Raw genomic sequence first — 21813 nt, forward strand, 5'->3', positions numbered from 1 at the left:
CGGGGAAAAGGCATACGACCGATCCGCTCCCTGCATTGTCTCCTGCGCACCTGCAAAGGGACGGCATTGGCGCTTGTGCACGCACGCGCCAGAACACATGCGCTGACGCGTTGGGTACGCTCGGCCCGCTCCAGCGCCGACAGGATTGGCGCGCCAACCAGGTGAGACGATGATCGACCTTCCCCGCCGCCGCGTTCTGCAGACCGGGCTTGCCGGCGCCGCCGCCGCGCTGCTGCCGCCCAGCATCGCGCGGGCCGCCGCCATTGCGCCGGACCGCCGCACCGGCACGCTGGAAGATCTGCAGCATGTGGTGATCCTGATGCAGGAAAACCGCGCCTTCGATCATTACTTCGGCGCCCTGCCCGGCGTGCGCGGGTTCGGCGATCGTTTTCCCATTCCCGCGCCGCCGCTGCCGGGCGCGCCCGCGCGCACGGTGTGGCTGCAACCCAGCGAAGACGGCCGCCAATGGCTGACGCCGTTTGCGCTGGATACCGCAGCGCAATTCGGCTTCATGCGCGTGCAAGGCACGCCGCATAGCTGGGTGGATGCGCAACGCGCCTGGGATCACGGCCGGCTCGGGCACTGGGCCGCGGCCAAGCACGACCACGCGCTGGGCTATTACCGGCGCGCGGATATTCCGTTCCAGTACGCGCTCGCCGACGCCTTCACCATTTGCGATGCGTACCACGCCTCGATCCAGACCGGCACCAATTCCAATCGCGTGTTCCTGTGGAGCGGCGGCAACGACCCGCAGGCGCTTGCCGGTGGCCCGGTGATCGGCAACTCGCACGACAATTTCCCGGATTTGGGCGGTTTTGCCGAGCCATACCGCTGGACGACCTACGTTGAACATCTTCAGAAAGCGGGTGTGTCCTGGCAGATCTATCAGGACATGCGCGACAACTTCACCGACAACCCGCTGGCCGGCTTTGCGCCGTTCCGGCAGGCCTTCACTGCTGCACCCGGCCACGATGCGCAGTTGCGCGCGCGTGGCGTCAGCACACGCGATGTTGAACAGCTGCGCGCCGACGTGCTCGGCGGGCGTCTGCCATCGGTGAGTTTCGTCATCGCCGATGCGGCCGGCAGCGAGCATCCGGATCCGTCCAGTCCTGCGCAGGGCGCGGCCTATACCGCGCGTGTGCTGGATGCGCTGACCGCCGATCCGCAGGTGTGGAGCCGCACGGCGCTGTTGTTGATGTTCGACGAGAACGACGGCTTCTTCGATCACATGCCACCGCCTGCGCCCCCGTCGCCGGACCCGCGCGCGACCGGCGGCTTTGCCGGCGCATCCAGCATCGTCACCGACGACGACTACCACCGCCACCCGGCACCGGGCGAACAGAAGGTGGATCTGCCCGAGCTGCGCGGCCGCCCCTATGGCCTGGGCCCGCGTGTGCCGCTGTACGTGATCTCGCCGTGGAGCCGCGGCGGCTGGGTGGATTCGCAGGTGTACGACCACACCTCGGTATTGCGCCTGCTGGAGCGCCGCTTCGGCGTGCCCGCACCGGAGATCACGCCGTGGCGGCGCGCGGTGTGCGGTGACCTCACCGGTGCATTCGACTTCCGCAATGCCGATGCGCGCCCCTTCGTCGCGGCGTTGCCCGATGTCAGCGCCACCGCAGCGCGCGCGGCAGCCCTGCGCGAACACGCACTGCCGCCGTTGCCGGCCACGTTGCAATCGCCGCAGCAGCCGTTCGGTACCCGCCGTTCGCGGGCGCTGCCGTATCGCCCCAGCGTGGAACTGGCTTATCTGCCTGAGCGTGGCGAGGTGAAGCTGCGCATGTCCAATGCTGGCGCGGCGGTGGTCCTGCACGTCTACGACCGCCTCGATCTTGCCGCAATTCCGCGTCGTTATACGGTGGGGAACGGCGCGGCAGTGGATGGCACGTGGGCCACCGGCGATGGCCGTTACGACCTGTGGTTGATCGGCCCCAATGGCTTCCATCGTCATTATTGCGGAGATCCGGGCGCACCGTTACTGGTGGCCGAGATCACCCAGGATGCGAACGATCGCGCGGCCGTGTCCCTAGCGCTGCGCAATGCCGGCAGCACTGCGGTGCAGGTGGAGCTGCAGCCGGGCGCGTATACAGCCGCGCAACCGCACGAACGCCTGCGCATTGCACCCGGCGCCACCGAACGACGCCGCTGGCAGGCAGCAGCAACCGGCGGCTGGTACGACCTGTGGGTGACGCACGACGGCGCAGCGCAGCGGCTTGCCGGGCGCATCGAAACCGGCGCAGACAGCGTCAGCGACCCGGCCATGGGCGGGCCGGCGCGGCTGCAGCAGGACGAGCCGCTGGTGATCGGCGCGCCCGGTTGAGAAAACTCAGCGCGGCGTGACCGCTGTCAGCGTGCGCCACTCGCGCTGGAACGCGTCGTCGGTGAACCCCGCGCCCGTCATCGCGACCGCGGCAGCAACAGCCTTGAGCGCTGCATCGCGTGCGGCAGCATCGACCGTTGCGCCATTGAGATAGGCGGTCAGCAGCAGCGGTGCCTGGCGTCCTGGCTGCCACAGGATGGCGATGTCGTTGCGGGTGTCGCTGCCGTTGCTGCCGGTCTTGTCACCGATGTTCCAGCCGCGCGGCAGGCCGGCGCGCAGGCAGGTATCGCCGGTGCGGTTGTCGATCATCCAGTCGGTCAACTGCTTGCGCGAGGCCTGCTGCAGCGCGTCGCCCAGCAGCAGGGTGCGCAAGGTGGCGGCCATTGCCGCCGGGGTGGTGGTGTCGCGCGGGTCGCCCGGGGCGAACCGGTTCATCTCCGGCTCGTGGCGGTCGCTGCGGGTGTGCGCATCGCCGATGCCACGCAGGAAGGCGGTCAGTCCGGCCGGCTCGCCCACCAGCGGAAACAGCAGGTTGGCGGCCGGGTTGTCGCTATGGATCATCGTGGCCCGGCACAGCTCGGCCACGCTCAGCGACCCGCCGACATGGCGCTCGGTGACCGGGGCATGTTCAAGCATGTCGGCGGCGCGGATCTTCACCCGTTTCCCCAGGGTCAGCTCGCCCTTGTCCACCCGCTGCAGCACCGCCGCAGCCAATACAAATTTGAAGGTACTGCACAGCGGGAAGCGCTCGTCCTCACGCTGGCCGATGCGCCTGCCGGTGGCGCTGTCGAGCAGGCAGATGCCCAGGCGGCCACCGCTCCTGCGTTCGATCCCGGCCCATGCCTCTCGCAACTCAACCGCTGCAGACGCCACCAGACTGACGGCACGCAGGGGCCTGGACGCTGCAAGCAGCACACCCGCGCCGGTTGCGCACAGGAATTGTCGACGCTTCAACATGGACCAGCCTCCCGATCAGAGCCCGCAGTATCGGCCCGGCGCGGCCGCCGGAGTATCGCGATGTTTCGATCCCTGGCATGAATTGAACTAATCTCTGCGCATGCCCCGCCCTCGCCTCCCGCTCAACGCCTTGCGCGCCTTCGAGGCCGCCGCACGCCACCAGAACCTGACCCGTGCGGCGAGCGAGCTGTGCGTCAGCCAGGCCGCACTCAGCCACCAGATCAAGGCGCTGGAACAGCAACTGGGCAGCAGCCTGTTCCATCGGCTACCACGCGGAGTGGCACTCACCGACGAGGGCGCGGCGCTGGCGCCGGTGCTGGCCGAGGCCTTCGATCGCATTGCCGCGACCCTGGAGCGCTTTGCCGATGGCCGCTATCGCGAGGTGCTCAGCGTCGGCGTGGTGGGTACCTTCGCCACTGGCTGGCTGCTGCCGCGCGTGGATGCCTTTCATGCGGCGCATCCGGAGATCGAGCTGCGCCTGTCGACTCACAACAACCGCGTCGACCTGGCCGGCGAAGGCCTGGATCTGGCGATCCGCTTTGGCGATGGCGACTGGCAGGGGCAGATTGCCGAGGCGTTGATGGAGGCGCCGTTCGCGCCGGTGTGTGCGCCGACCATGGCACGTGGCTTGCGCACGCCGACCGATCTGGCGCAGCTGCCGTTATTGCGCTCGTACCGTCTGGACGAATGGCCGCAGTGGTTTCGTGCCGCGGGTGTGGCCGAAGTCGCCGCACGCGGGGCGATGTTCGATTCTTCGTTGACCCTGGCCAGCGCTGCGGCGGCCGGTATCGGTGTGGCGTTATTGCCGCTGCCGATGTTTCGCCAGGACCTGGATGCCGGGCGCCTGGTGTGCCCGTTTCCGATCCAGATCGACGCTGGACGTTATTGGCTGACGCGGCTGCGCTCGCGGGCGGAGAGCGAGGCTGGGCGCAGGTTTCTTGCGTGGTTGTTGGTGGAGCAAACGCCGGGGTGACGCTGGATGCGTTCCCGGGCCGGTTGCCTGCGTGCACGCGACGCTGCCTCTCTTGTGAGATGGCTGCGCCGCACCTCACCCAGCCCTTCCATCGAGATGCCTGTCTTCCGTCGTACCCTCACCCCAACCCCTCTCCCGCAGGGAGAGGGGCTTAATCACCAGAGCGGCGGCTTGCTCCCTTCTCCCGCTGGGAGAAGGTGGCGCGTAGCGCCGGATGAGGGTACGGGCGCGAAGCCTACTTCCATCACCTTCGCCCTCTTGCACCAGCGATCAACAGGCACCATCACCAGCCCCATCACCGCGCCCCTGCTGCTACACCCCCTCGATCAGCTCCATCCACGCCGCTTCCGCAGCCGCCAGTTGCTGTGCGGTGGCCTCGCGGTCGCGGCCCAGCACCGCCATCTTCTCGCTGTCGGCATAGTTGCCCGGGTTGGCGAGCTCGCGGTCCAGCGCCGCCAACGCCGCTTCCAGTTCGCCGACGCGCTTTTCGGCGCTGGCCAGCTTGTGCGGGTTGACGGCCTTCTTCGGCGGCAGCGGCTTGGTCGGCGGTGGCGGTGTCGGCGCCACTTCGGCCATCTTCTGCTTGGTGCCCTGGGCGGCCGGGCGGCTGCGCAGCCAGGCGGCGTATTCGTCCAGGTCGCCTTCGAACGGCTCGACCACGCCATCGGCCACGCGCCAGAAACTGTCGCAGACCAGGCCGATCAGATGGCGGTCATGCGAGACCATCACGATCGCACCTTCGAAGTCGCTCAACGCTTCGGCCAGTGCCTCGCGCATTTCCAGGTCCAGATGGTTGGTCGGTTCGTCCAGCAGCAGCACGTTCGGCTGCTGCCAGGCAATCAGCGCCAGCGCCAGACGCGCGCGCTCGCCGCCGGAGAAACCATCCACCACCTCGAAGGCACGGTCGCCGGCGAAATTCCATTTGCCCAGGAAGTCGCGAAACGCCTGGTTGGCGCCATCCGGCGACAGCTCGCGGAAGTGATCCATCGGCGACTGCCCCTCGTGCAGCGACTCCACCGTGTGCTGGGCGAAGTAGCCGATCCGCAGGTCCGGATGCGCACTGCGCTCGCCCGACAGCGGCGCAAGCTCGCCCACCAACGTCTTCACCAGCGTGGACTTACCCGCACCATTGGGCCCCAGCAACCCGATCCGGTCACCCGCCTCCAGCCCGAACCCGACATCGTGCAATACGGTAATCGCATCGCTGGACCCGCGCTTTTGCGATTCCCCATTCCCGATTCCCGGCTCCCGCGGCGCAGCCGCATACCCGCAAGCCGCATGATTCAACCGGATCAGCGAAAACGGCAGCCGATTGGGCTGGGCGAACTGGATGCGGAACTCGCGCTCGGCGCGGACCGCTTCGGTGCCGGCCATCTTGGCCAGGCGCTTCATGCGGCTCTGCGCCTGGGTGGCCTTGCTGGCCTGCGCCTTGAAGCGGTCGATGAAGCTCTGCAGATGCGCGCGCTCGGCCTGTTCCTTGTCGTGGGCGATCTGCTGCTGGCGCAGGTGCTCGATGCGCTGGCGCTCGAAATCGGTGTAGCCGCCGACGTACAGCTTGGCGGTGCCGCCATGCAGGTGCAGGGTGTGGGTGGCCACGTTGTCGAGAAACTCGCGGTCATGCGAAATCAGCAGCAAGGTGCCCGGGTACTTGAGCAGCCATTGCTCCAGCCACAGCACCGCGTCCATGTCCAGGTGGTTGGTCGGTTCGTCCAGCAGCAGCAGGTCGCTGGGCATCATCAGCGCGCGCGCCAGGTTCAGGCGCACGCGCCAGCCGCCGGAGAACGAGGACACCGCGCGGTGATGGGTGTCGGCCGGGAAGCCCAGGCCGTGCAGCAGCTTGCCGGCGCGCGCCTCGGCATCGTAGGCGCCGAGTTCGGCCATCTTCTGGTGCGCATTGGCCACCGCTTCCCAGTCCTCGCGCGCGGTGGCCGCAGCCTCTTCCTGCAGGATCGCGGAGACCTCGATGTCGCCGCCCAGCACGAACGACAGCGCCGGATCGGGCAGCGACGGGGTTTCCTGCGAGACGCTGGCGGTGCGCACCTTGCCGGGCAGGTCGACATCGCCCTTGTCCGCCTCCAGCTCGCCCTTGACCGCGGCGAACAGGCTCGACTTGCCGGTGCCATTACGGCCCACCACACCGACGCGGTAGCCGGCATGCATGGTCAGGTCGACGTTGGACAACAGCAGACGCTCGCCGCGTCGCATGGAGAAGTTGCGCAGGGAAATCATTGATGGACAGTCCGATAGAACGAAAAGGAATGAGCAGATGAGCAGCACTCCTGCGACGCCATTCTAGCGTTAACGAATAATTAGCGCCTTCGGGCTGGCCGTCGTTCCTTCGCGTCGCCGCGACCAGACCCCGCCCAGCCTTGCTGGTCCTGCCTGGACCCCCGTTCGGAGTTGTCATGAATTACCCGCTGTCCTCGCTCGCAACCGCCGTGGTTGCGGCGCTGCTCGCCTCCCCCGCCCTTGCCCAGAGCGCCACGCCGGCCAGCGCGCCCGCCAACACGCTGGACACCGTCATCGTCACCGGTACCCGCGTGTCCGACCGGACCGTGGCCGAGTCGCAATCGCCGATCGACATCATCAGCGCCGAGTCGCTGCAGGCCACCGGCACCTCGGAGCTGGCCACCGCACTGGCCCGCGCGCTGCCGTCGCTGAACTTCCCGCGCCCTGCGCTGAGCGACGGCACCAGCGCGATCCGTCCGGCACAGCTGCGCGGCCTGTCGCCGGACCAGGTGCTGGTGCTGGTCAACGGCAAGCGCCGCCACACCTCCTCGCTGCTCAACCTCAACGGCACCATCGGCCGTGGCGCCGCGGCGGTGGATCTGAACACCATTCCGGTGGCGGCGATCGCGCGCGTGGAAGTGCTGCGCGACGGCGCCTCGGCACAATACGGCTCCGATGCCATTGCCGGTGTGGTCAACATCGTGCTCAAGGGCGCGGAGAAGGGCGGCAGCCTGCAGGCCGGCTTCGGCCAGTACTCGGCCGGCGACGGCAGCAACTACGAGCTGTCCGGCGACACCGGCGTGGCGTACGGCAACGAGCGCGGCTGGCTGCATGTGGCCGCCCAGCTCAACCAGCAGGACCCCACCGACCGTGCGCGCGGCTATGCCGGCGCCCCCAGCGCCTCGCAGCCAGCGGTGGGCCAGAAGGCGTTCAAGATCGGCGACCCGGACGTCAACGCGCAGGCGGTGTCGGCCAATACCGAGTTCGCCTTCAGCGACAGCATCACCGGTTACGCCTTTGCCACCGCCAGCAACCGCGACATCACCTCGTTCGCGTTCTTCCGCGCGCCGGGCAGCACCCAGAACATCCTGTCGGTCTATCCGCAGGGCTTCCTGCCGGAAATCCAGACCTACGCCAAGGACCGCTCGCTGGTGGCCGGCGTACGCGGGTCCACGGCCAGCGGCTGGGACTGGGATGCCAGCTACAACTACGGCTACAACAAGATCGATTTCCACACCCGCAACACGCTCAACGTGAGCCTGGGGCCGACCTCGCCGACCTCCTTCTACGATGGCGCGCTGGAGACCACGCAGAACATCGTCAACCTGGACGTCAAGCGCGGCTTCGACTGGGGCCTGGCGTATCCGGTGACGGTGGCCTTCGGCGCCGAATACCGCAACGAGAAGTGGAACCAGTCGCCGGGCGAAGTGGGCTCGTATTTCCAGGCCGGCACGCTGGCCGGTGGCGCGCAGGGTTTCGGCGGGTTTGCGCCGAGCGTGTCCGGGCAGTATTCGCGTGACAGCTACGCGCTGTATGCGGATCTGGAAGCCGATTTCACCGACAAGTTCTCCGCCGGCCTGGCCGGCCGCTACGAAGACTTCAACGATTTCGGCAGCCAGGCCTCGGGCAAGTTGTCCGGCCGCTATGCGTTCACCGACAGGGTCGCGCTGCGCGGCACGGTGGCGTCGGGCTTCCGCGCGCCGTCGCTGGCGCAGCAGTATTTCCAGTCCACCAGCACCACCTTCCTGGCCGGCAATCCGAACCCGTTCGAGATCCGCACCTTCCCGGCCGACAGCACCGTCGCGCGTGCGCTGGGGTCCGAGCCGCTGGATGCCGAGACCTCGCTGTCCTACAGCCTGGGCCTGGTGCTGCAGCCGACCGATGCGCTCTACCTCACCGTGGATGCGTACCAGATCGACGTGGACGACCGCATCGTGCTGTCGTCCAACCTCACCGGCACCGGCGTGCGCAACCTGCTCGAAGCGCAGGGCATCTTCGGCATCAACGGCGGGCGCTACTTCACCAACGCGGTGGACACGCGCACGCGCGGTGTGGACGTGGTCGGCAGCTACCGCTGGCAGCTGGCCGCCAGCAGCGTGGACCTGACCGCCGGCTACAACTATTCGGAGACCGAGGTGCGCAGTGTCGCGGCCAATCCGGCCGCGTTGTCGGCCAACGGGCTGAGCCTGGAGCGCATCGACCGCACCGAACGCGGCCGCATCGAAGAAGGCTTCCCGCGCGACAAGTTCCTGGTCAACGGCAGCTGGAACCTGGAGCACTGGACGCTGGCACTCGGTGCCACGCGCTATGGCAAGTACAGCACGCGTCCGGCCGCGGCGATCAACGACCAGACCTTCGGCGCCAAGTGGGTGGTGGATGCCTCGGCCAGCTACAAGATCGATCGCTGGACGCTGACGCTGGGTGCGGACAACCTGCTGGACGAGTACCCGGACGAGAACAATTTCGCCAACTCCACCAGCGGGCAGTTCCCGTACAGCAACCTGTCGCCGTTCGGCTTCAATGGTGCCTACGTGTACGGCCGCATCAACTATCGCTGGTAACCCGGCGGCCTAGCCTGCGGTGTTGCCAGGCACTTAGTGCCCAGGCACGCTGCACGATTGCATCCTGACGCTCGACCACACGCCCCGGCTTGCCGGGGCGTGTGCGTTTTGCCCGGCGTGCTTGCGGCGTTCCTGATGCAGGCCATCCGCATGCGGGCATCGATGCGCCGTGAAGAGCCACCGGCGGCCGCAGTGGTATCAACACAGTTTCCACCCTGCCGGAGCACCCACCATGGACGCAGCGCAGCTCTCACGTGGCCGCCTGATCGACCACCTGCATCTGGTCGTCCACGACCTGGCGGCGAGCCGACGTTTCTACCAGGCCGTGCTCGATGTGCTGGGCATTCCGATCGGTGGCGAAGGCGAAGGATTCTTCTGGGCCGACGAGCTGTTCGTGTCCGATCGCCACACGGTGGCGCAAGGCGTACTCACCGGCCGCCACCATCTGGCCTTCCAGGCGCACGACGTCGCCATGGTGCATGCGTTCCATCAGGCCGCCCTCGCCCACGGCGGCCGCGACAACGGCGCGCCGGGCGTGCGCCCGTATCACCCGAGTTATTACGCAGCGTTTGCGCTGGATCCAGATGGCAACAACATCGAAGCAGTGTTCCATGGTCCTGCGCAACGCAGCGCCGATGCGGTGCAAATCACGTTCTGATGCAGAAGTTTCATAACTGCTATCGATGTCCATGATGGTGCAAAAAAACCCGCGCAGCAGCAGGTCGGGTGCAAGCGACGCATCACTCTGGTGCAAGCTGGCAACGTTTTCATAAGCATATTTGCGATGACGGTTGCAAGCGCAACATAACCAAAATTTGACATGCGGTTATGCGTGGTCAATGGTTGGGAACGCACCGCAGCTGCCGCAACGGACGCGGCCCGGGAAGGGGGCCCCTGCGATGCATCCGTTCCCCACTCGGAGTTGTCACCGCATGAATTGCAAGACCAGTCCACTCGCAGTTGCCGTTGTTCTTGCACTGTCGTTTTCCGCTTCAAGCGCAGTCGCGCAGTCACAAGCTCCCACCCAGAAAACCCTCGATACCCTGATCGTGACCGGCACGCGCGTGGCCGATCGCACCGTGGCCGAATCGGCATCGCCGATCGACATCATCTCGCCGCAGGCGCTGGAATCGACCGGCACCACCGAGCTGGCGACCGCGCTGTCGCGCGCGATCCCCTCGTTGAATTTCCCCCGCCCGGCCATCTCCGACGGCTCGGATGCAGTGCGCCCGGCGCAGCTGCGCGGCCTGTCACCCGACCAGGTGCTGGTGCTGGTCAACGGCAAGCGCTACCACAGCACTGCGTTGATCAACCTCAACGATACCCAGGGCCGTGGTTCGTCGCCGGCCGACCTCAATACCATTCCGATCGCCGCGGTGGAGCGCATCGAAGTGCTGCGCGACGGCGCGTCGGCGCAATACGGCTCCGACGCCATCGCCGGCGTGATCAACATCGTGCTCAAGGGCAGCGGTGAAGGCGGCAGCGTCAATGGCCGCTACGGCAAGTACAGCGCCGGCGACGGCGAGCAGTATCAATTGTCCGGCGATGCCGGTTTCAGCTTCGCCGGCACCGGCAAGGTGCACCTGGCCGCGCAGGCCGGGCATTCGGACCAGACCAACCGCGCACTGCCGTTCCAGGGCCGCGTGGAGCAGCGTTACGGCGACCCGGACATCGACCAGGGCGCCATCTCGTTCAATGGCGAATACAGCCCCACCGATTACCTGACCTTCTACTCGTTCGGCATGGTCAGCCGCCGCGAGGTGCTGTCCAACGGCTACTTCCGCTTTGCCGGCGACAACCGCAACCGCCCGGAAATCTACCCGGACGGCTTCCTGCCGCAGATCTACAACGTCAGCAAGGACGTGTCGTGGGTCGGTGGCTTGAAGACCTCCACCGAAGGCGGCCTGAACATCGATCTGAGCTACAACTACGGCCAGAACAATCTCACCTTCGATGTACGCAACAGCTTGAACAACAGCCTGGGCCTGGCCAGCCCGACCAACTTCCATGCCGGCACGCTGGAAGTCACCCAGAACGTGCTCAATGCCGACTTCACCAAGACCCTGGACTGGGGCCTGGCGTATCCGGTCACGCTGGCCTTCGGCGCGGAATGGCGCGGCGAGAAGTTCAACCAGTCGCCCGGCGATGCGGCGTCCTCGGCCAACGGCGGCATTCCCTCGGCCAATGGCGCGTTGATCCCGGGCGCACAGGTGTTCCCGGGCTTCAAGCTCTCCGACGCCGGCTACTACAACCGCAACAGCCACTCGGCCTATGTGGACCTGGAAGCGGATCTGACCGACAAGTTCTCCGCCGGCCTGGCCGGCCGCTACGAGAAGTACAGCGACTTCGGCGACACCGCCACCGGCAAGCTGTCGCTGCGCTATGCGTTCACCGACAAGGTGGCCGTCCGCGCCACTGCCTCCACCGGCTTCCGCGCGCCGTCGCTGCAGCAGCAGAACTTCCAGTCGATCGCCACCCAGTTCCTCAACGTGGCCCAGCCCAACGGCACGGTCACCGCGATCCCGTTCGAGATCGGCACCTTCCGTACCGACAACCCGGCCGCCATTGCACTGGGCGCCGAGCCGTTGAAGGCCGAGGAATCCAAGAACTACGGGCTTGGCGTGGTGCTGCAGCCGATCGAAAACCTGTACATCACGGTCGATGCGTATCGCATCGAGATCGATGACCGCATCGTGCTGTCGGAAAACCTCACCTCCAATGCGGCGCGCAACTACCTGCAGGCCAATGGCTTCCCGGGCATCGGTGGCGGGCGCTACTTCACCAACGCGGTGGACACCAAGACCCAGGGCGTGGATGCGGTCGGCACCTATCGCTGGAACCTGGACGGCGGCAGCGCGGAGCTGACCTCCGGCTACAACTACAACAAGACCGAAGTGGAACGGATCGCCGACAACCCGGCAGCGCTGGAAGCGATCGATCCGGGTGCAGTGCGCATCGGCCGCGCCGAACTGGGCCGCATCACCGAAGGCACGCCGCGCGACAAGTTCTTCCTGGGCGGCACCTGGTCGCCGGGCAACTGGTCGTTCACCGGCACCGCCACGCGCTGGGGCGAGTTCAGCACCTTCGGTACCAACGCCGGCAGCGACCAGACCTATGCGGCCAAGTGGACGCTGGACCTGGCCGCGTCCTACAAGTTGAACGACTGGAACTTCACCATCGGCGGCGACAACGTGCTCAATGAGTATCCCGACCGCCAGGAAGCCGGCCTGGGCACGCGCACCTACCTGCCGTACAGCAGCGCCTCGCCGTTCGGTTTCAACGGCGCGCTGGTGTATGCCAACGTGAGCTACAAGTGGTAAATCGCCACGTGCCGGTCGGCAACGACCGGCACCTCGATCGCCGAGCCCCACGTCGCTGAGACCAGGCGGCACGCCCGCAGCATCGCTCGCCCTGTCCGATTGTCGCGACAGGGCAAGTTCCCCCCTCATTTCGCAAGGATGCGCCACGCAGCAGACGCTGCGTCGCAGTCCGTTGTCCTTGCCGTGCCCGCCATCCCGCCAGCGCACACGCGCTGCGTGCAGGCGACACGGATCACGCAGTCCGCCGTCCTCTTCCCCCGCACTACACGCAGCGCAGTGCTGCGTCCATCATCCCCCTTGAGTCTCCATCCCCATGCACACCTCCAACGCACTCTCGCTTGCGATCTCGGCCGCGCTCACCGTCTGTACGTTTGCCGCCAGTGCGCAATCGCAGCCTGCCCAGCCGCAGAAAACCCTGGATACGCTGATCGTCACCGGCACGCGCGTCAGCGACCGCACCGTGGCCGAATCCGAATCGCCGATCGACATCATCACCGAGCAGTCGCTGCAGGCCACCGGCGCGACCGACATCGCCACCGCGCTGGGCAAGCTGCTGCCCTCGCTGAACTTCCCGCGTCCGGCAATCTCCGACGGCAACGATGCCGCGCGGCCGGCCACGCTGCGCGGGCTATCGCCGGATGCGGTGCTGGTGCTGGTCGACGGCAAGCGCTATCACACCTCCTCGCTGATCAACTACAACCCGTACGTCGGGCGCGGTTCGGCACCGGCCGATCTGAACTCGCTGCCGATGTCGGCGATCGCGCGCATCGAGGTGCTGCGCGACGGCGCCTCGGCCCAGTACGGCTCCGATGCCATCGCCGGCGTGGTCAATATCGTGCTCAAGCATGGCGCCGATGCCGGCAGCAATAGCGTGTCGATCAATGGCGGCATCATGGACAAGGGCGATGGCGAGCAAAACGGCATCGACGGTTCGGTCGGCCTGCCCTTCGGCGGCAGCGGCGGCGATACCGCTCCGGGCTGGGTGCGGCTGTCGTGGAACTACCAGAACACCATGAGCACCAACCGCGGCGAAAACACCAACCGCGCCACCACCGTGCCGGGCACGCCCAACCCGGGCGGTGTGCCTTACCAGCGCCACGGCGACCCGGCCTCCACGTTCTACCAGGGGCTGGCCGCCTTCGGCTATGCGTTCTCGCCGAACCTGGAGCTGTACGGCCACCTCAGCATGAGCCGGCGCGAAGTCACCTCCAACGGCTACTACCGCGCAGCTGAAAACACCGCGCGCAACGTGCAGGCGATCTACCCGAACGGCTTCCTGCCGCAGATCTACAACCCCACCAATGACCGCTCGGCGGTGCTGGGCCTGAAGGGCAGCACCGAGAGCGACTGGAATTGGGACATGTCGGCCACCTACGGCAAGAACGACATGAACTTCAACATCCTCAACAGCATCAATACCAACCTGTACTACACCACCGGCAGCTCGCCGACCAACTTCAATTCCGGCGGCTTCGAAACCGAACAGGGCACGATCAACCTGGACGTCAACAAGTCCTTCGACTGGGGCCTGGCGTATCCGGTCAATGTGGCCTTCGGCGCCGAGCATCGCCAGGACCGCTACCAGATCACCGCCGGCTCGCCGGCGTCGTACTTCTTCGATCCCAACACCATCAATCCCGACGACGGTGCACCGTATCCGGGTGGCGCCCAGGTGTTCTCCGGGCTTGAGCCGTCGGTGGCCGGCAAGTTCGGCCGCCACAGCAACGCGGTCTACGCCAACCTGGAAGCGGACATCACCGACAAGCTGTCCGGCGGCATCGCCGGGCGTTACGAAAACTACAGCGACGCCGGCTCCACGCGCTCGGGCAAGCTGTCGGCGCGCTACGCCTTCAGCGATACCTTCTCGCTGCGCGGCACCATCTCCAACGGCTTCCGCGCGCCGTCGCTGGCACAGCAGAACTATGCCTCGGTGGTGACCTTGATCCAGAACGGCGAGCTGGTGCAGGTCGGCACCTACCGCACCTCCGACCCGGTCGCGGTGGCGCTGGGCGCCGGCCCGCTGAGCCCGGAGAAATCCACCAACTACGGCCTGGGCGGCGTGTGGCAGCCGACGGCCAACTTCACCTCCAGCCTGGACGTCTACCAGATCCGCATCTGGGACCAGATCCTGTACTCGGACCAGCTGCAGCTGGCGCAGCCGATCGGCCAGGTGGCCGCGGTGCAGTTCTTCGTCAACGGCGCCACCAGCCGCACCCGTGGCGTGGACTGGATCAACAGCTATCTCGCCGACCTGGGCAGCTACGGCAAGCTCAACCTCAGCGCCAGCGCCAACTACAACAAGACCACGATCCTGGAACTGTCCAACCCCAACTTCGGGCGGGCCAGCCAGGGCCTGCTCACCGATGCCACCCCGCGTACCAAGTACATGGCCGCGGCAGACTGGACGCTGGGCGGCTTTGCGCTGAACTTCAACGCCACCCGCTACGGATCGATCAAGCGCATCAGCGACCCGGCCGATGGCAGCCAGGACCAGACCTACGATGCGCGCTGGCTGTTGAACCTGGCCGCCAGCCAGACCTGGAATGCGTTCACCTTCACCGTGGGCGCGGACAACCTCACCAACCAGTACCCGACCAAGGCGCAGCTGACCACCGGCTACGACGACCGTGCCGGCGGCCTGCAGTATTCGTCGCTGTCACCGTTCGGTTTCAACGGGCGTTACTGGTACGGCCGGGTCACCTATCGGTTCTAGGTCGCCACGCTCGATTGCAACGTGCTGATCGAACGTTTCGATCAGCGCATCTCTCACGCAAACACCGCCGATCGCTCGGCGGTGTTTGTCGTTGGGGCCATCGCAACACGCGTGCAGCGGCTGTTTGCCGTCTACCGCAATGGTGTGTATCCCGTTGAACGCCGTATTGATGGCCACAGTGCGTCGGCGGGCGTGGTCAACGCGTTGCCGCCATCCGTGCAGCGTATGGGAGGGTTTGTTGGCTGCTATTGCCCGACGACCTCACCAGGAGGCGAGCAGCGCGTCGACACCGCGCAGGTTGGCGCGGTCGTTCCAGCTCAGCGTGTCGCGCTGCTCCAGCCGCAGCGCCGGCAGACGGGCCAGCAGGCAGGACAGCGCGGCCTCCATCTCGATCAGGGCCAGCCGGTTGCCCAGGCAATGGTGGATGCCGCCGCCGAAGGACAGCGCGCGGCCCTGCTGCCGGCGAATATCCAGCACCTGCGGGTCGGTGAACTGCAGGCTGTCGTGATTGGCCGCGCCCAGCATCAGGTACAGCATTGCGCCCTGCGGAACCGCCACGCCTTCGATCTCGAACTCCTGCAAGGCCGTGCGCGTGGCGATCTGCACCGAGCTGTCGTAACGCATGCACTCGAGCACCGCATTGGGCAGCAGGCTCGGGGTGTCCTGCAGCAGGCGCAATTGCTGCGGGTGCCGATGCAGCGCGACCAGCGCATTGCAGATCATGTTGGAGGTGGTTTCGTGGCCGGCAAAGAACAGCAGGATCACGTTGGAGACGATCTCCTCATCGCTCAGGCGGCGGCCGTTGTCCTCGGCCTGGATGAAGCGCGTGATCAGATCGTCACCGCCATCGCTGCGGCGTTGCGCGATCACGTCGTGGAAATATGCTGCCAGCTGGTCGTAGGCGACACTGGTCGCCTGCAGTTCTTCGGCCGTCATCATCGGATCGAAGACCTTTGCCAGGGCACTGGTCGCATGACTCAGCGTGGTGGCATCGGCCGCATCGATGTCCAGCATCCGGCAGATGATGGCGATCGGCAGCGGGAACGCGAACTCGGTCAGCAGATCGCAGTGGCCGTTTGCCTGGAAAGCGTCGATCAACCCGGCGGCGATATCGCCGGCCACCTGGCGCATGGCATCCATCTGCCGCGCACCGAAGGCCTGTGTCATCAATCCACGCAACTGGGTGTGTAGCGGCGGGTTGAGCAGCAGGAACATGCGGCTCATGCCCTGAAACAGCGGCAGGTGCACCGCCGCCTCGCCGTAACGCAACCGAATGCTTTGCAGGTAATCGCGGCCGAGCCGGCGATCGCCGAGCAGCCGATCGACCACCGCGTAGCGGCCGGACATCAGCCGCCCGTCCGCCACCTGCACCAGCGGCCCTTCGTCACGCAGCCGTGCGTAGGTCGGATAGGGATCGTGCCGGAAGTGGGGTGTTGCGAAATCGCTGAGATGCATGGCCTGGCTCGTAGGGCATCGCCCGCGACAGGGGCGATGAGGGCGTGGGCCTGCCGGACAACGCAGGCACTCCACTGGGGGCTCCGATTGTCGGCCGCCCCTGCGCAGCGGCCTTGCGCAGGGGCGAAGCGGTGTCGTCTATGTTGAATCGGCGTGCCGGGCATGCGCCGTGCATCGCAGCCTGCGCCAGCGTGCGCAGGGCGCTGCGCCATGCGCGCGGAGGTCCGATGCATGCGTCTGCGTGCGTGCATGCGCTGCGTGTCGCATCACGTTAATCAAGCGCTGTGTACTATGGGCGTCCGGCCAACCGGACCAGCAACGCGGTCCTGTTCCCCCCGCGCCGGACTCCAGCCATGACCACGCAATGCCCGCAGGCGATGCCCGGCGCAGTGCCGTTGGCTGGTCGCGCCCGCGACGCTCTCTCGGACACTCTCACAACGGATTGGAATGCATCACGACACCAGCCTCATCGACATCATCGCCGTCGGCCTCGCGGTCGCTTTCGTGCTGGGCACGCTCGCGCAGAAGGTGAAACTCTCGCCGCTGGTCGGCTATCTGCTGGCCGGTGTCTGCGTCGGGCCGTTCACGCCCGGCTTCGTGGCCGACCAGACGATGGCCAACCAGCTGTCCGAGCTGGGCGTGATGCTGCTGATGTTCGGTGTGGGCCTGCACTTCTCGCTCGACGACCTGATGGAAGTGAAATGGATCGCGATTCCCGGCGCGTTGGCGCAGATCGTGGTCGCCACGCTGCTCGGCTGGGCACTGGCCTGGAGCATGGGCTGGCCATTGATGCATGGCCTGGTGTTCGGCCTGGCGCTGTCGGTGGCCAGTACCGTGGTGCTGCTGCGCGCACTGGAAGAACGCCGCCTGCTGGAAACCCAGCGCGGCCGCATCGCGGTGGGCTGGCTGATCGTCGAAGACCTGGTGATGGTGATCGCGCTGGTGATGTTGCCGGCCCTGGCCGAGGTGCTGGGCGGCGGCGCGCCGGCAGCGGCGCATGACGGCGAATCCACCTCGCTGCTGGCCGCGCTCGGCCTGACGCTGTTCAAGATGGTGGCGTTCGTGGCGGTGATGCTGGTGGTCGGCCGCCGGGTGATTCCATGGTCGCTGGAAAAGGTCGCCGCCACCGGCTCGCGCGAGTTGTTCACCCTGGCCGTGCTCGGCATCGCGCTGGGCGTGGCGTTCCTGTCGGCCACGCTGTTCGGGGTGTCGTTCGCGCTGGGCGCGTTCTTCGCCGGCATGTTGCTGAAGGAATCCGAGCTCAGCCACAAGGCCGCCAGCGATTCGCTGCCGTTGCGCGATGCATTCGCGGTGTTGTTCTTCGTCTCGGTCGGCATGCTGTTCGACCCGATGATCCTGGTCGAGCATCCGTGGCAGGTGCTGGCCACGTTCCTGACCGTGACCCTGGGCAAGTCGCTGGCCGCGTTCGTGATCGTGCGTGCGTTCGGCCATCCCACCGGTACGGCGCTGACCATTTCCACCAGCCTGGCGCAGATCGGCGAGTTTTCCTTCATCCTGGCCGGGCTGGGCGTGCAGCTGGCCATCCTGCCGGAAACCGGGCGCGACCTGATCCTGGCCGGTGCGCTGCTGTCGATCATCGCCAACCCGTTCCTGTTCTCGTGGCTGGACCGCTGGCAGGCCAGGCAGGCGCAGGACGCCCCGGCCAAGGTGGAGCCGGAGCTGCCGCCCGGCCCGCCGCTGCCGCTGGACGGCCATGCGATCGTGATCGGCTATGGGCGCGTGGGCAGTGCGCTGGCGCAGTTGCTGCGCAGCCGCGGCGTGCCGGTGCTGGTGATCGACGACAACGGCGATCACGTGGCCAAGGCGCATGCGGCCGGCATTCCCGGCATCCGCGGCAGCGCGGCGGCTGACCGCGTGCTGGCCGAAGCCCGCCCGGAGCATGCCAAGATCGCGATTCTGGCGATTCCGCAGCCGCTGGAAGCCGGCGAGGCGCTGGCCAAACTGCGCGCGATCAACCCGTCGCTGACGCTGCTGGCACGCGCGCACAGCGATACCGAGGTCAAGCACCTGCTCGAACATGGCGCCGACGGCGCCGTGCTGGCCGAACGCGAGCTGGCCTACTCGCTGGCCGAGATGGTGATGTCCACGCCGCCGTATCGGGCGTTGCGGGTACCGGCGTCGTAACCGCAAGGCGGGGTGGCGCAGCGCTGCACGACACGAAAACCCGCCGGCAGCGCCTGCGGGTTTTTTATTGCCCGCAGGTGGTTCAGTGCGAAACGGCTTGCAGCCGTGCATTGATCGAACTGCGACCAGGGCACCGAAAACTGCCCACCAAATCCACTTGATAATCATTCCCATCCGGAGCAGGATGAGCGCCCGTTTCCTTGGCGGCCTCATCCATGACGTTTGCGGTTGGCGTTCTCAACGCAGTGCCGAGCGTGCAGTTGTGCGAGCTGCTGGGCCGCATCGGCTACGGCTTTGTGGTGCTCGATCTGGAACACGTGCTGCGCGCGCCGGACGACCTGGAACACGCCATCCGCGCCTGCGAGCTGTCCGGCTGCGAAGCCTGGGTGCGGGTGCCGGAAGTGGACGAAAAACTGATCGGCCGCGTGCTGGATGCCGGCGCGCGCGGGATCGTGATTCCACGCGCCGAATCGGCCGCGCAACTGGCCGATGCCATCGCCGCGGCACGGTTCCCGCCACTGGGCCGGCGCGGCATCACCGGCGGGCGCGTCACCGGTTTCGGCAATGTCGACCTGCCCACCTACATCGCGCAGGCCAATCGCGATATCCGCATCGTGCCGATGATCGAAAGTGCCGCCGGCATTGCGGCAGTGTCCGAGCTGCTGGCGCTGCCCGGCGTGGCACTGGTGATGGAAGGCGCGCTGGATCTTGCGCTAGACCTGGGCCTGGGCCCGCAACCGACCCATCCACAGGTGTGGGAGCTGCTGCTGCAACTGCATGCGCACTGCGTTGCGGCCAACGTGCCGTTCTGCCCCAATCCGCGCACCGACGCGCAACGCGCGCACTGGCTGCAACAGCCTGACCTGCGCTGGCTGCTGGCCGGCGAAGACCGCGCGCTGATTCAACGCGCACTGCGCGGCCACCTGGCCAGCTTCGCCGCACCCACTCCACCACCCGCCTGCAGGAGCACGCCGTAGATGTCGACGTTCCGTTTCCACGCCCTGACCATCGCCATCGCTGCGGCCACGTGGGCCCTGCCGCCGTTGGCGTTCGCCACCGAGTCGCCGGATGCGGCAGCCACCGATGCGCAGACGCCGATCCGTGCGCTGGACACGATCCAGGTGCAAGGCAGCCTGCTCGGGCGTTCCAGGCCCGACGACGTGCAGCGCTATGCCGGCAGCCGCCAGGTGATCGACCGCGAGCAACTGCGCAATGGCGGCAACCGCTCGCTGGACGATGCCCTGCAGCGCGTGCCGGGCATCAAGATCTTCGACGAGACCGGCACCGGGGCGTTGCCGCAGCTGATGCTGCGCGGCCTGTACGAAAGCCGCAGCGGCCGCGTGCAGGTGCTGGAAGACGGCATTCCGCTGGCACTGGCGCCGTACGGGCAGACCAGCCTGTCGTTGTTTCCGGTGGGGCTGAACCAGATCGACCGCATCGATATCGTGCGCGGTGGCGCGGCCGTGCAGTACGGGCCGAACAATGTCGGCGGGGTGATCAATCTGGTCAGCAAGGAGATCCCCAGCGAGTGGAGTACCACGCTGGCGCACAAGGTCACCGCCGGCGGCCAGGGCCAGTTCCTGCAGGACAGCGCGCTCAGCAGCGGCGGCTACCTCACCGACAACCTCGGCCTGCAGGTCGATGCCAATCGCACTTACGGCGAGTACTGGCGCGCGCACAGCGATACCGATATCAGCAATCTGCGCGTGCGTGCGGAGTGGTGGCTGGACGACACCAAGTTGCTCAAGGCCAGCGTGCAACGCTATCTGGTCGACATGGATCTGGCCGGCGCGCTCAGCCCGGACGATTACCGGCGCGACCCGCGCCAGTCCACGCGCCCGCTGGACAGCTTCGATGGGCGTACCACGCGCGCATCGTTGAGCTACGAGCAATTGTTCGGAGACTGGGGCCCGTTGAAAGATGTCCGGTTGTCCTGGACCAACTTCAGCGCGCGCAGCAGCCGCAACTTCATCGTCGGCATGCGCCAGGCCGCCACCGAAACCTGGCGTTCGGACCTGCCGCCGCAACTGCGCCAGACCGCACCGCGCGACTTCCGCGTGGTCGGCAGCGAGCCGCGCCTGAGCTGGAGCATGGGCGATGCCGGTGGCGTGCGTCAGCAGTGGACCGCCGGCGTGCGTGCGGTGCACGAGGACATCGATTTTTTGGTCGGCAATCTGCGCCTGCGCGATGGCCTGTTCACCAGCGTGCGTGACTGGCAGTTCGAAGACCGTGCCCTGGCCGCATACGTCAGCAATGCGATCACCCTGCCCGACGAACGCCTGACCATCACCCCGGGCCTGCGCTATGAGCGGCTGGATTCGCGCTATTTCAATCGCGCCACCGGCCTGCGTACGCGCAACCAGACCCGCGATGTATTGCCGGGGTTGACGGTGGGTTTCCAGGCCAACGCACACTGGTTCTTCTATGCGGACGGGCAGCGCTCGCTGCGTGCGCCGCAGGTCACCCAGATCATCTTCGGCAACAACCTGGATGCCGAACTGGCGTGGAATTACGAAGCCGGCACGCGCTACCAGCCCAACGACCGCACCCGCATCCAACTCGGTGCCTATCTAATCGATTTCGATCAGCAGATCCAGCTGGACAACACCACGCGCATGTTCCGCAACCTCGGCAAGACCCGCCATCAAGGCGGCGAGCTGGAACTGCAATGGAGCCCGGAAAACCTGCGCGCGCTCACCCTCAACGCCGGTTATGCGTATCTGGATGCCAGCCAGGAATCGGGTGCATTCCGCGGGCTGCGCGTGCCCTACACCTCGCGCAACCAGATCACCCTCGGCGGCAACTACACGCTCGGTCACACCACTGTCGCACTGTCGAGCTACTACTTCAGCAAGGCCTACAGCGATGCGGCAAATACCGTGCAGGAGAACGCCATCGCCTCGGTCGGCGAGTTGCCGTCGTACTGGGTATGGAACACGCAGGTGAGCCATACGCTGTTCGAACGCGATGGGCAAAAATTCAGCGCGTCGCTGGCGATCAACAACCTGTTCGATCGGCAGTACTGGTTCCGCGGTGTGGATACCAGCCCGTGGGGCCGCCAGGCCGCACCGTCACGCACCGTCACCGCCGGGCTGGAGTACACGTTTTAGGCCTGCCACCCGGCACATGCCGTAGCAACC

The 21813-nt window shown here is 66.7% G+C and carries 12 protein-coding genes; 9 read left to right on the plus strand and 3 right to left on the minus strand.

Translation table 11 applies throughout. The features are described from left to right. The first annotated feature begins 169 nt into the window (after positions 1–169). On the plus strand, positions 170–2320 hold the full coding sequence (locus EO139_RS05990) for a phospholipase C, phosphocholine-specific (RefSeq protein WP_126969709.1): 2151 nt from the start codon (positions 170–172) through the stop codon (positions 2318–2320). Positions 2321–2326: 6 nt separating this feature from the next. Here EO139_RS05990 and bla read toward each other — a convergent pair whose 3' ends face one another. Continuing rightward, on the minus strand, positions 2327–3277 hold the full coding sequence (bla, locus tag EO139_RS05995) for a class A beta-lactamase (RefSeq protein WP_126969711.1): 951 nt from the start codon (positions 3275–3277) through the stop codon (positions 2327–2329). Positions 3278–3377: 100 nt separating this feature from the next. Between bla and ampR the strand changes: the two genes are divergently transcribed. Further along, positions 3378–4250 carry a LysR family transcriptional regulator AmpR gene (ampR, locus tag EO139_RS06000; RefSeq protein WP_126969713.1) on the plus strand — a complete coding sequence of 291 codons (873 nt, stop codon included), beginning with the start codon at positions 3378–3380 and terminating at the stop codon, positions 4248–4250. A gap of 312 nt (positions 4251–4562) precedes the next feature. On the opposite strand, the gene EO139_RS06005 is transcribed toward ampR, so the two are convergent. Further along, complete coding sequence (locus EO139_RS06005) at positions 4563–6479, minus strand: ABC-F family ATP-binding cassette domain-containing protein (protein ID WP_126969715.1); 1917 nt, start codon at positions 6477–6479, stop codon at positions 4563–4565. 176 nt (positions 6480–6655) lie between these two features. On the opposite strand from EO139_RS06005, the gene EO139_RS06010 reads away from it, so the two are divergent. The 4 genes from EO139_RS06010 to EO139_RS06025 all read left to right on the plus strand — a co-directional run bounded on the left by EO139_RS06010 (position 6656) and on the right by EO139_RS06025 (position 15073). Next, positions 6656–9040 carry a TonB-dependent receptor gene (locus tag EO139_RS06010; protein ID WP_126969717.1) on the plus strand — a complete coding sequence of 795 codons (2385 nt, stop codon included), beginning with the start codon at positions 6656–6658 and terminating at the stop codon, positions 9038–9040. A 232-nt stretch (positions 9041–9272) separates the two neighbouring features. Beyond that, positions 9273–9698, plus strand: a complete 426-nt coding sequence (locus EO139_RS06015) for a VOC family protein (RefSeq protein ID WP_164739746.1) — start codon at positions 9273–9275, stop codon at positions 9696–9698. Between the two features lie 274 nt (positions 9699–9972). After that, a complete protein-coding gene (locus EO139_RS06020; RefSeq protein ID WP_126969719.1) occupies positions 9973–12360 on the plus strand; it encodes a TonB-dependent receptor in 2388 nt (795 codons plus the stop codon). 313 nt (positions 12361–12673) lie between these two features. Beyond that, positions 12674–15073, plus strand: coding sequence for a TonB-dependent receptor (locus EO139_RS06025; protein WP_115677229.1), 2400 nt, complete (start codon positions 12674–12676; stop codon positions 15071–15073). Between the two features lie 261 nt (positions 15074–15334). Here EO139_RS06025 and EO139_RS06030 read toward each other — a convergent pair whose 3' ends face one another. Further along, positions 15335–16528 carry a cytochrome P450 gene (locus EO139_RS06030; protein WP_126969721.1) on the minus strand — a complete coding sequence of 398 codons (1194 nt, stop codon included), beginning with the start codon at positions 16526–16528 and terminating at the stop codon, positions 15335–15337. A 447-nt stretch (positions 16529–16975) separates the two neighbouring features. Here EO139_RS06030 and ybaL point away from each other — a divergent pair, with 447 nt between their 5' ends. The 3 genes from ybaL (at position 16976) to EO139_RS06050 (ending at position 21783) form a co-directional block, all read left to right on the plus strand. Continuing rightward, positions 16976–18673 (plus strand): YbaL family putative K(+) efflux transporter, encoded by a 1698-nt coding sequence (gene ybaL / locus EO139_RS06040; protein ID WP_104650239.1) that lies wholly within the window; start codon positions 16976–16978, stop codon positions 18671–18673. Between the two features lie 215 nt (positions 18674–18888). Further along, entirely contained in the window at positions 18889–19650 is a 762-nt protein-coding gene (locus tag EO139_RS06045) for an aldolase/citrate lyase family protein (RefSeq protein ID WP_126969723.1), read from the plus strand. After that, entirely contained in the window at positions 19651–21783 is a 2133-nt protein-coding gene (locus tag EO139_RS06050; protein ID WP_115677233.1) for a TonB-dependent siderophore receptor, read from the plus strand. The last annotated feature ends 30 nt before the right edge of the window (positions 21784–21813 follow it).

It is taken from the genome of Xanthomonas sp. BRIP62411 (assembly GCF_003993525.1).
Lineage (GTDB): Bacteria > Pseudomonadota > Gammaproteobacteria > Xanthomonadales > Xanthomonadaceae > Xanthomonas > Xanthomonas euroxanthea.

What these genes read in the sequence shown, in the direction of transcription:
- EO139_RS05990 (WP_126969709.1), top strand. Translation starts at nt 170, where the DNA reads ATGATCGACCTTCCCCGCCGCCGCGTTCTGCAGACCGGGCTTGCCGGC.
- EO139_RS06030 (WP_126969721.1), bottom strand. Translation starts at nt 16,528, where the DNA reads ATGCATCTCAGCGATTTCGCAACACCCCACTTCCGGCACGATCCCTAT.
- EO139_RS06020 (WP_126969719.1), top strand. Translation starts at nt 9,973, where the DNA reads ATGAATTGCAAGACCAGTCCACTCGCAGTTGCCGTTGTTCTTGCACTG.
- ampR (WP_126969713.1), top strand. Translation starts at nt 3,378, where the DNA reads ATGCCCCGCCCTCGCCTCCCGCTCAACGCCTTGCGCGCCTTCGAGGCC.
- EO139_RS06005 (WP_126969715.1), bottom strand. Translation starts at nt 6,479, where the DNA reads ATGATTTCCCTGCGCAACTTCTCCATGCGACGCGGCGAGCGTCTGCTG.
- EO139_RS06045 (WP_126969723.1), top strand. Translation starts at nt 18,889, where the DNA reads ATGACGTTTGCGGTTGGCGTTCTCAACGCAGTGCCGAGCGTGCAGTTG.
- EO139_RS06010 (WP_126969717.1), top strand. Translation starts at nt 6,656, where the DNA reads ATGAATTACCCGCTGTCCTCGCTCGCAACCGCCGTGGTTGCGGCGCTG.
- ybaL (WP_104650239.1), top strand. Translation starts at nt 16,976, where the DNA reads ATGCATCACGACACCAGCCTCATCGACATCATCGCCGTCGGCCTCGCG.
- EO139_RS06050 (WP_115677233.1), top strand. Translation starts at nt 19,651, where the DNA reads ATGTCGACGTTCCGTTTCCACGCCCTGACCATCGCCATCGCTGCGGCC.
- EO139_RS06025 (WP_115677229.1), top strand. Translation starts at nt 12,674, where the DNA reads ATGCACACCTCCAACGCACTCTCGCTTGCGATCTCGGCCGCGCTCACC.
- bla (WP_126969711.1), bottom strand. Translation starts at nt 3,277, where the DNA reads ATGTTGAAGCGTCGACAATTCCTGTGCGCAACCGGCGCGGGTGTGCTG.
- EO139_RS06015 (WP_164739746.1), top strand. Translation starts at nt 9,273, where the DNA reads ATGGACGCAGCGCAGCTCTCACGTGGCCGCCTGATCGACCACCTGCAT.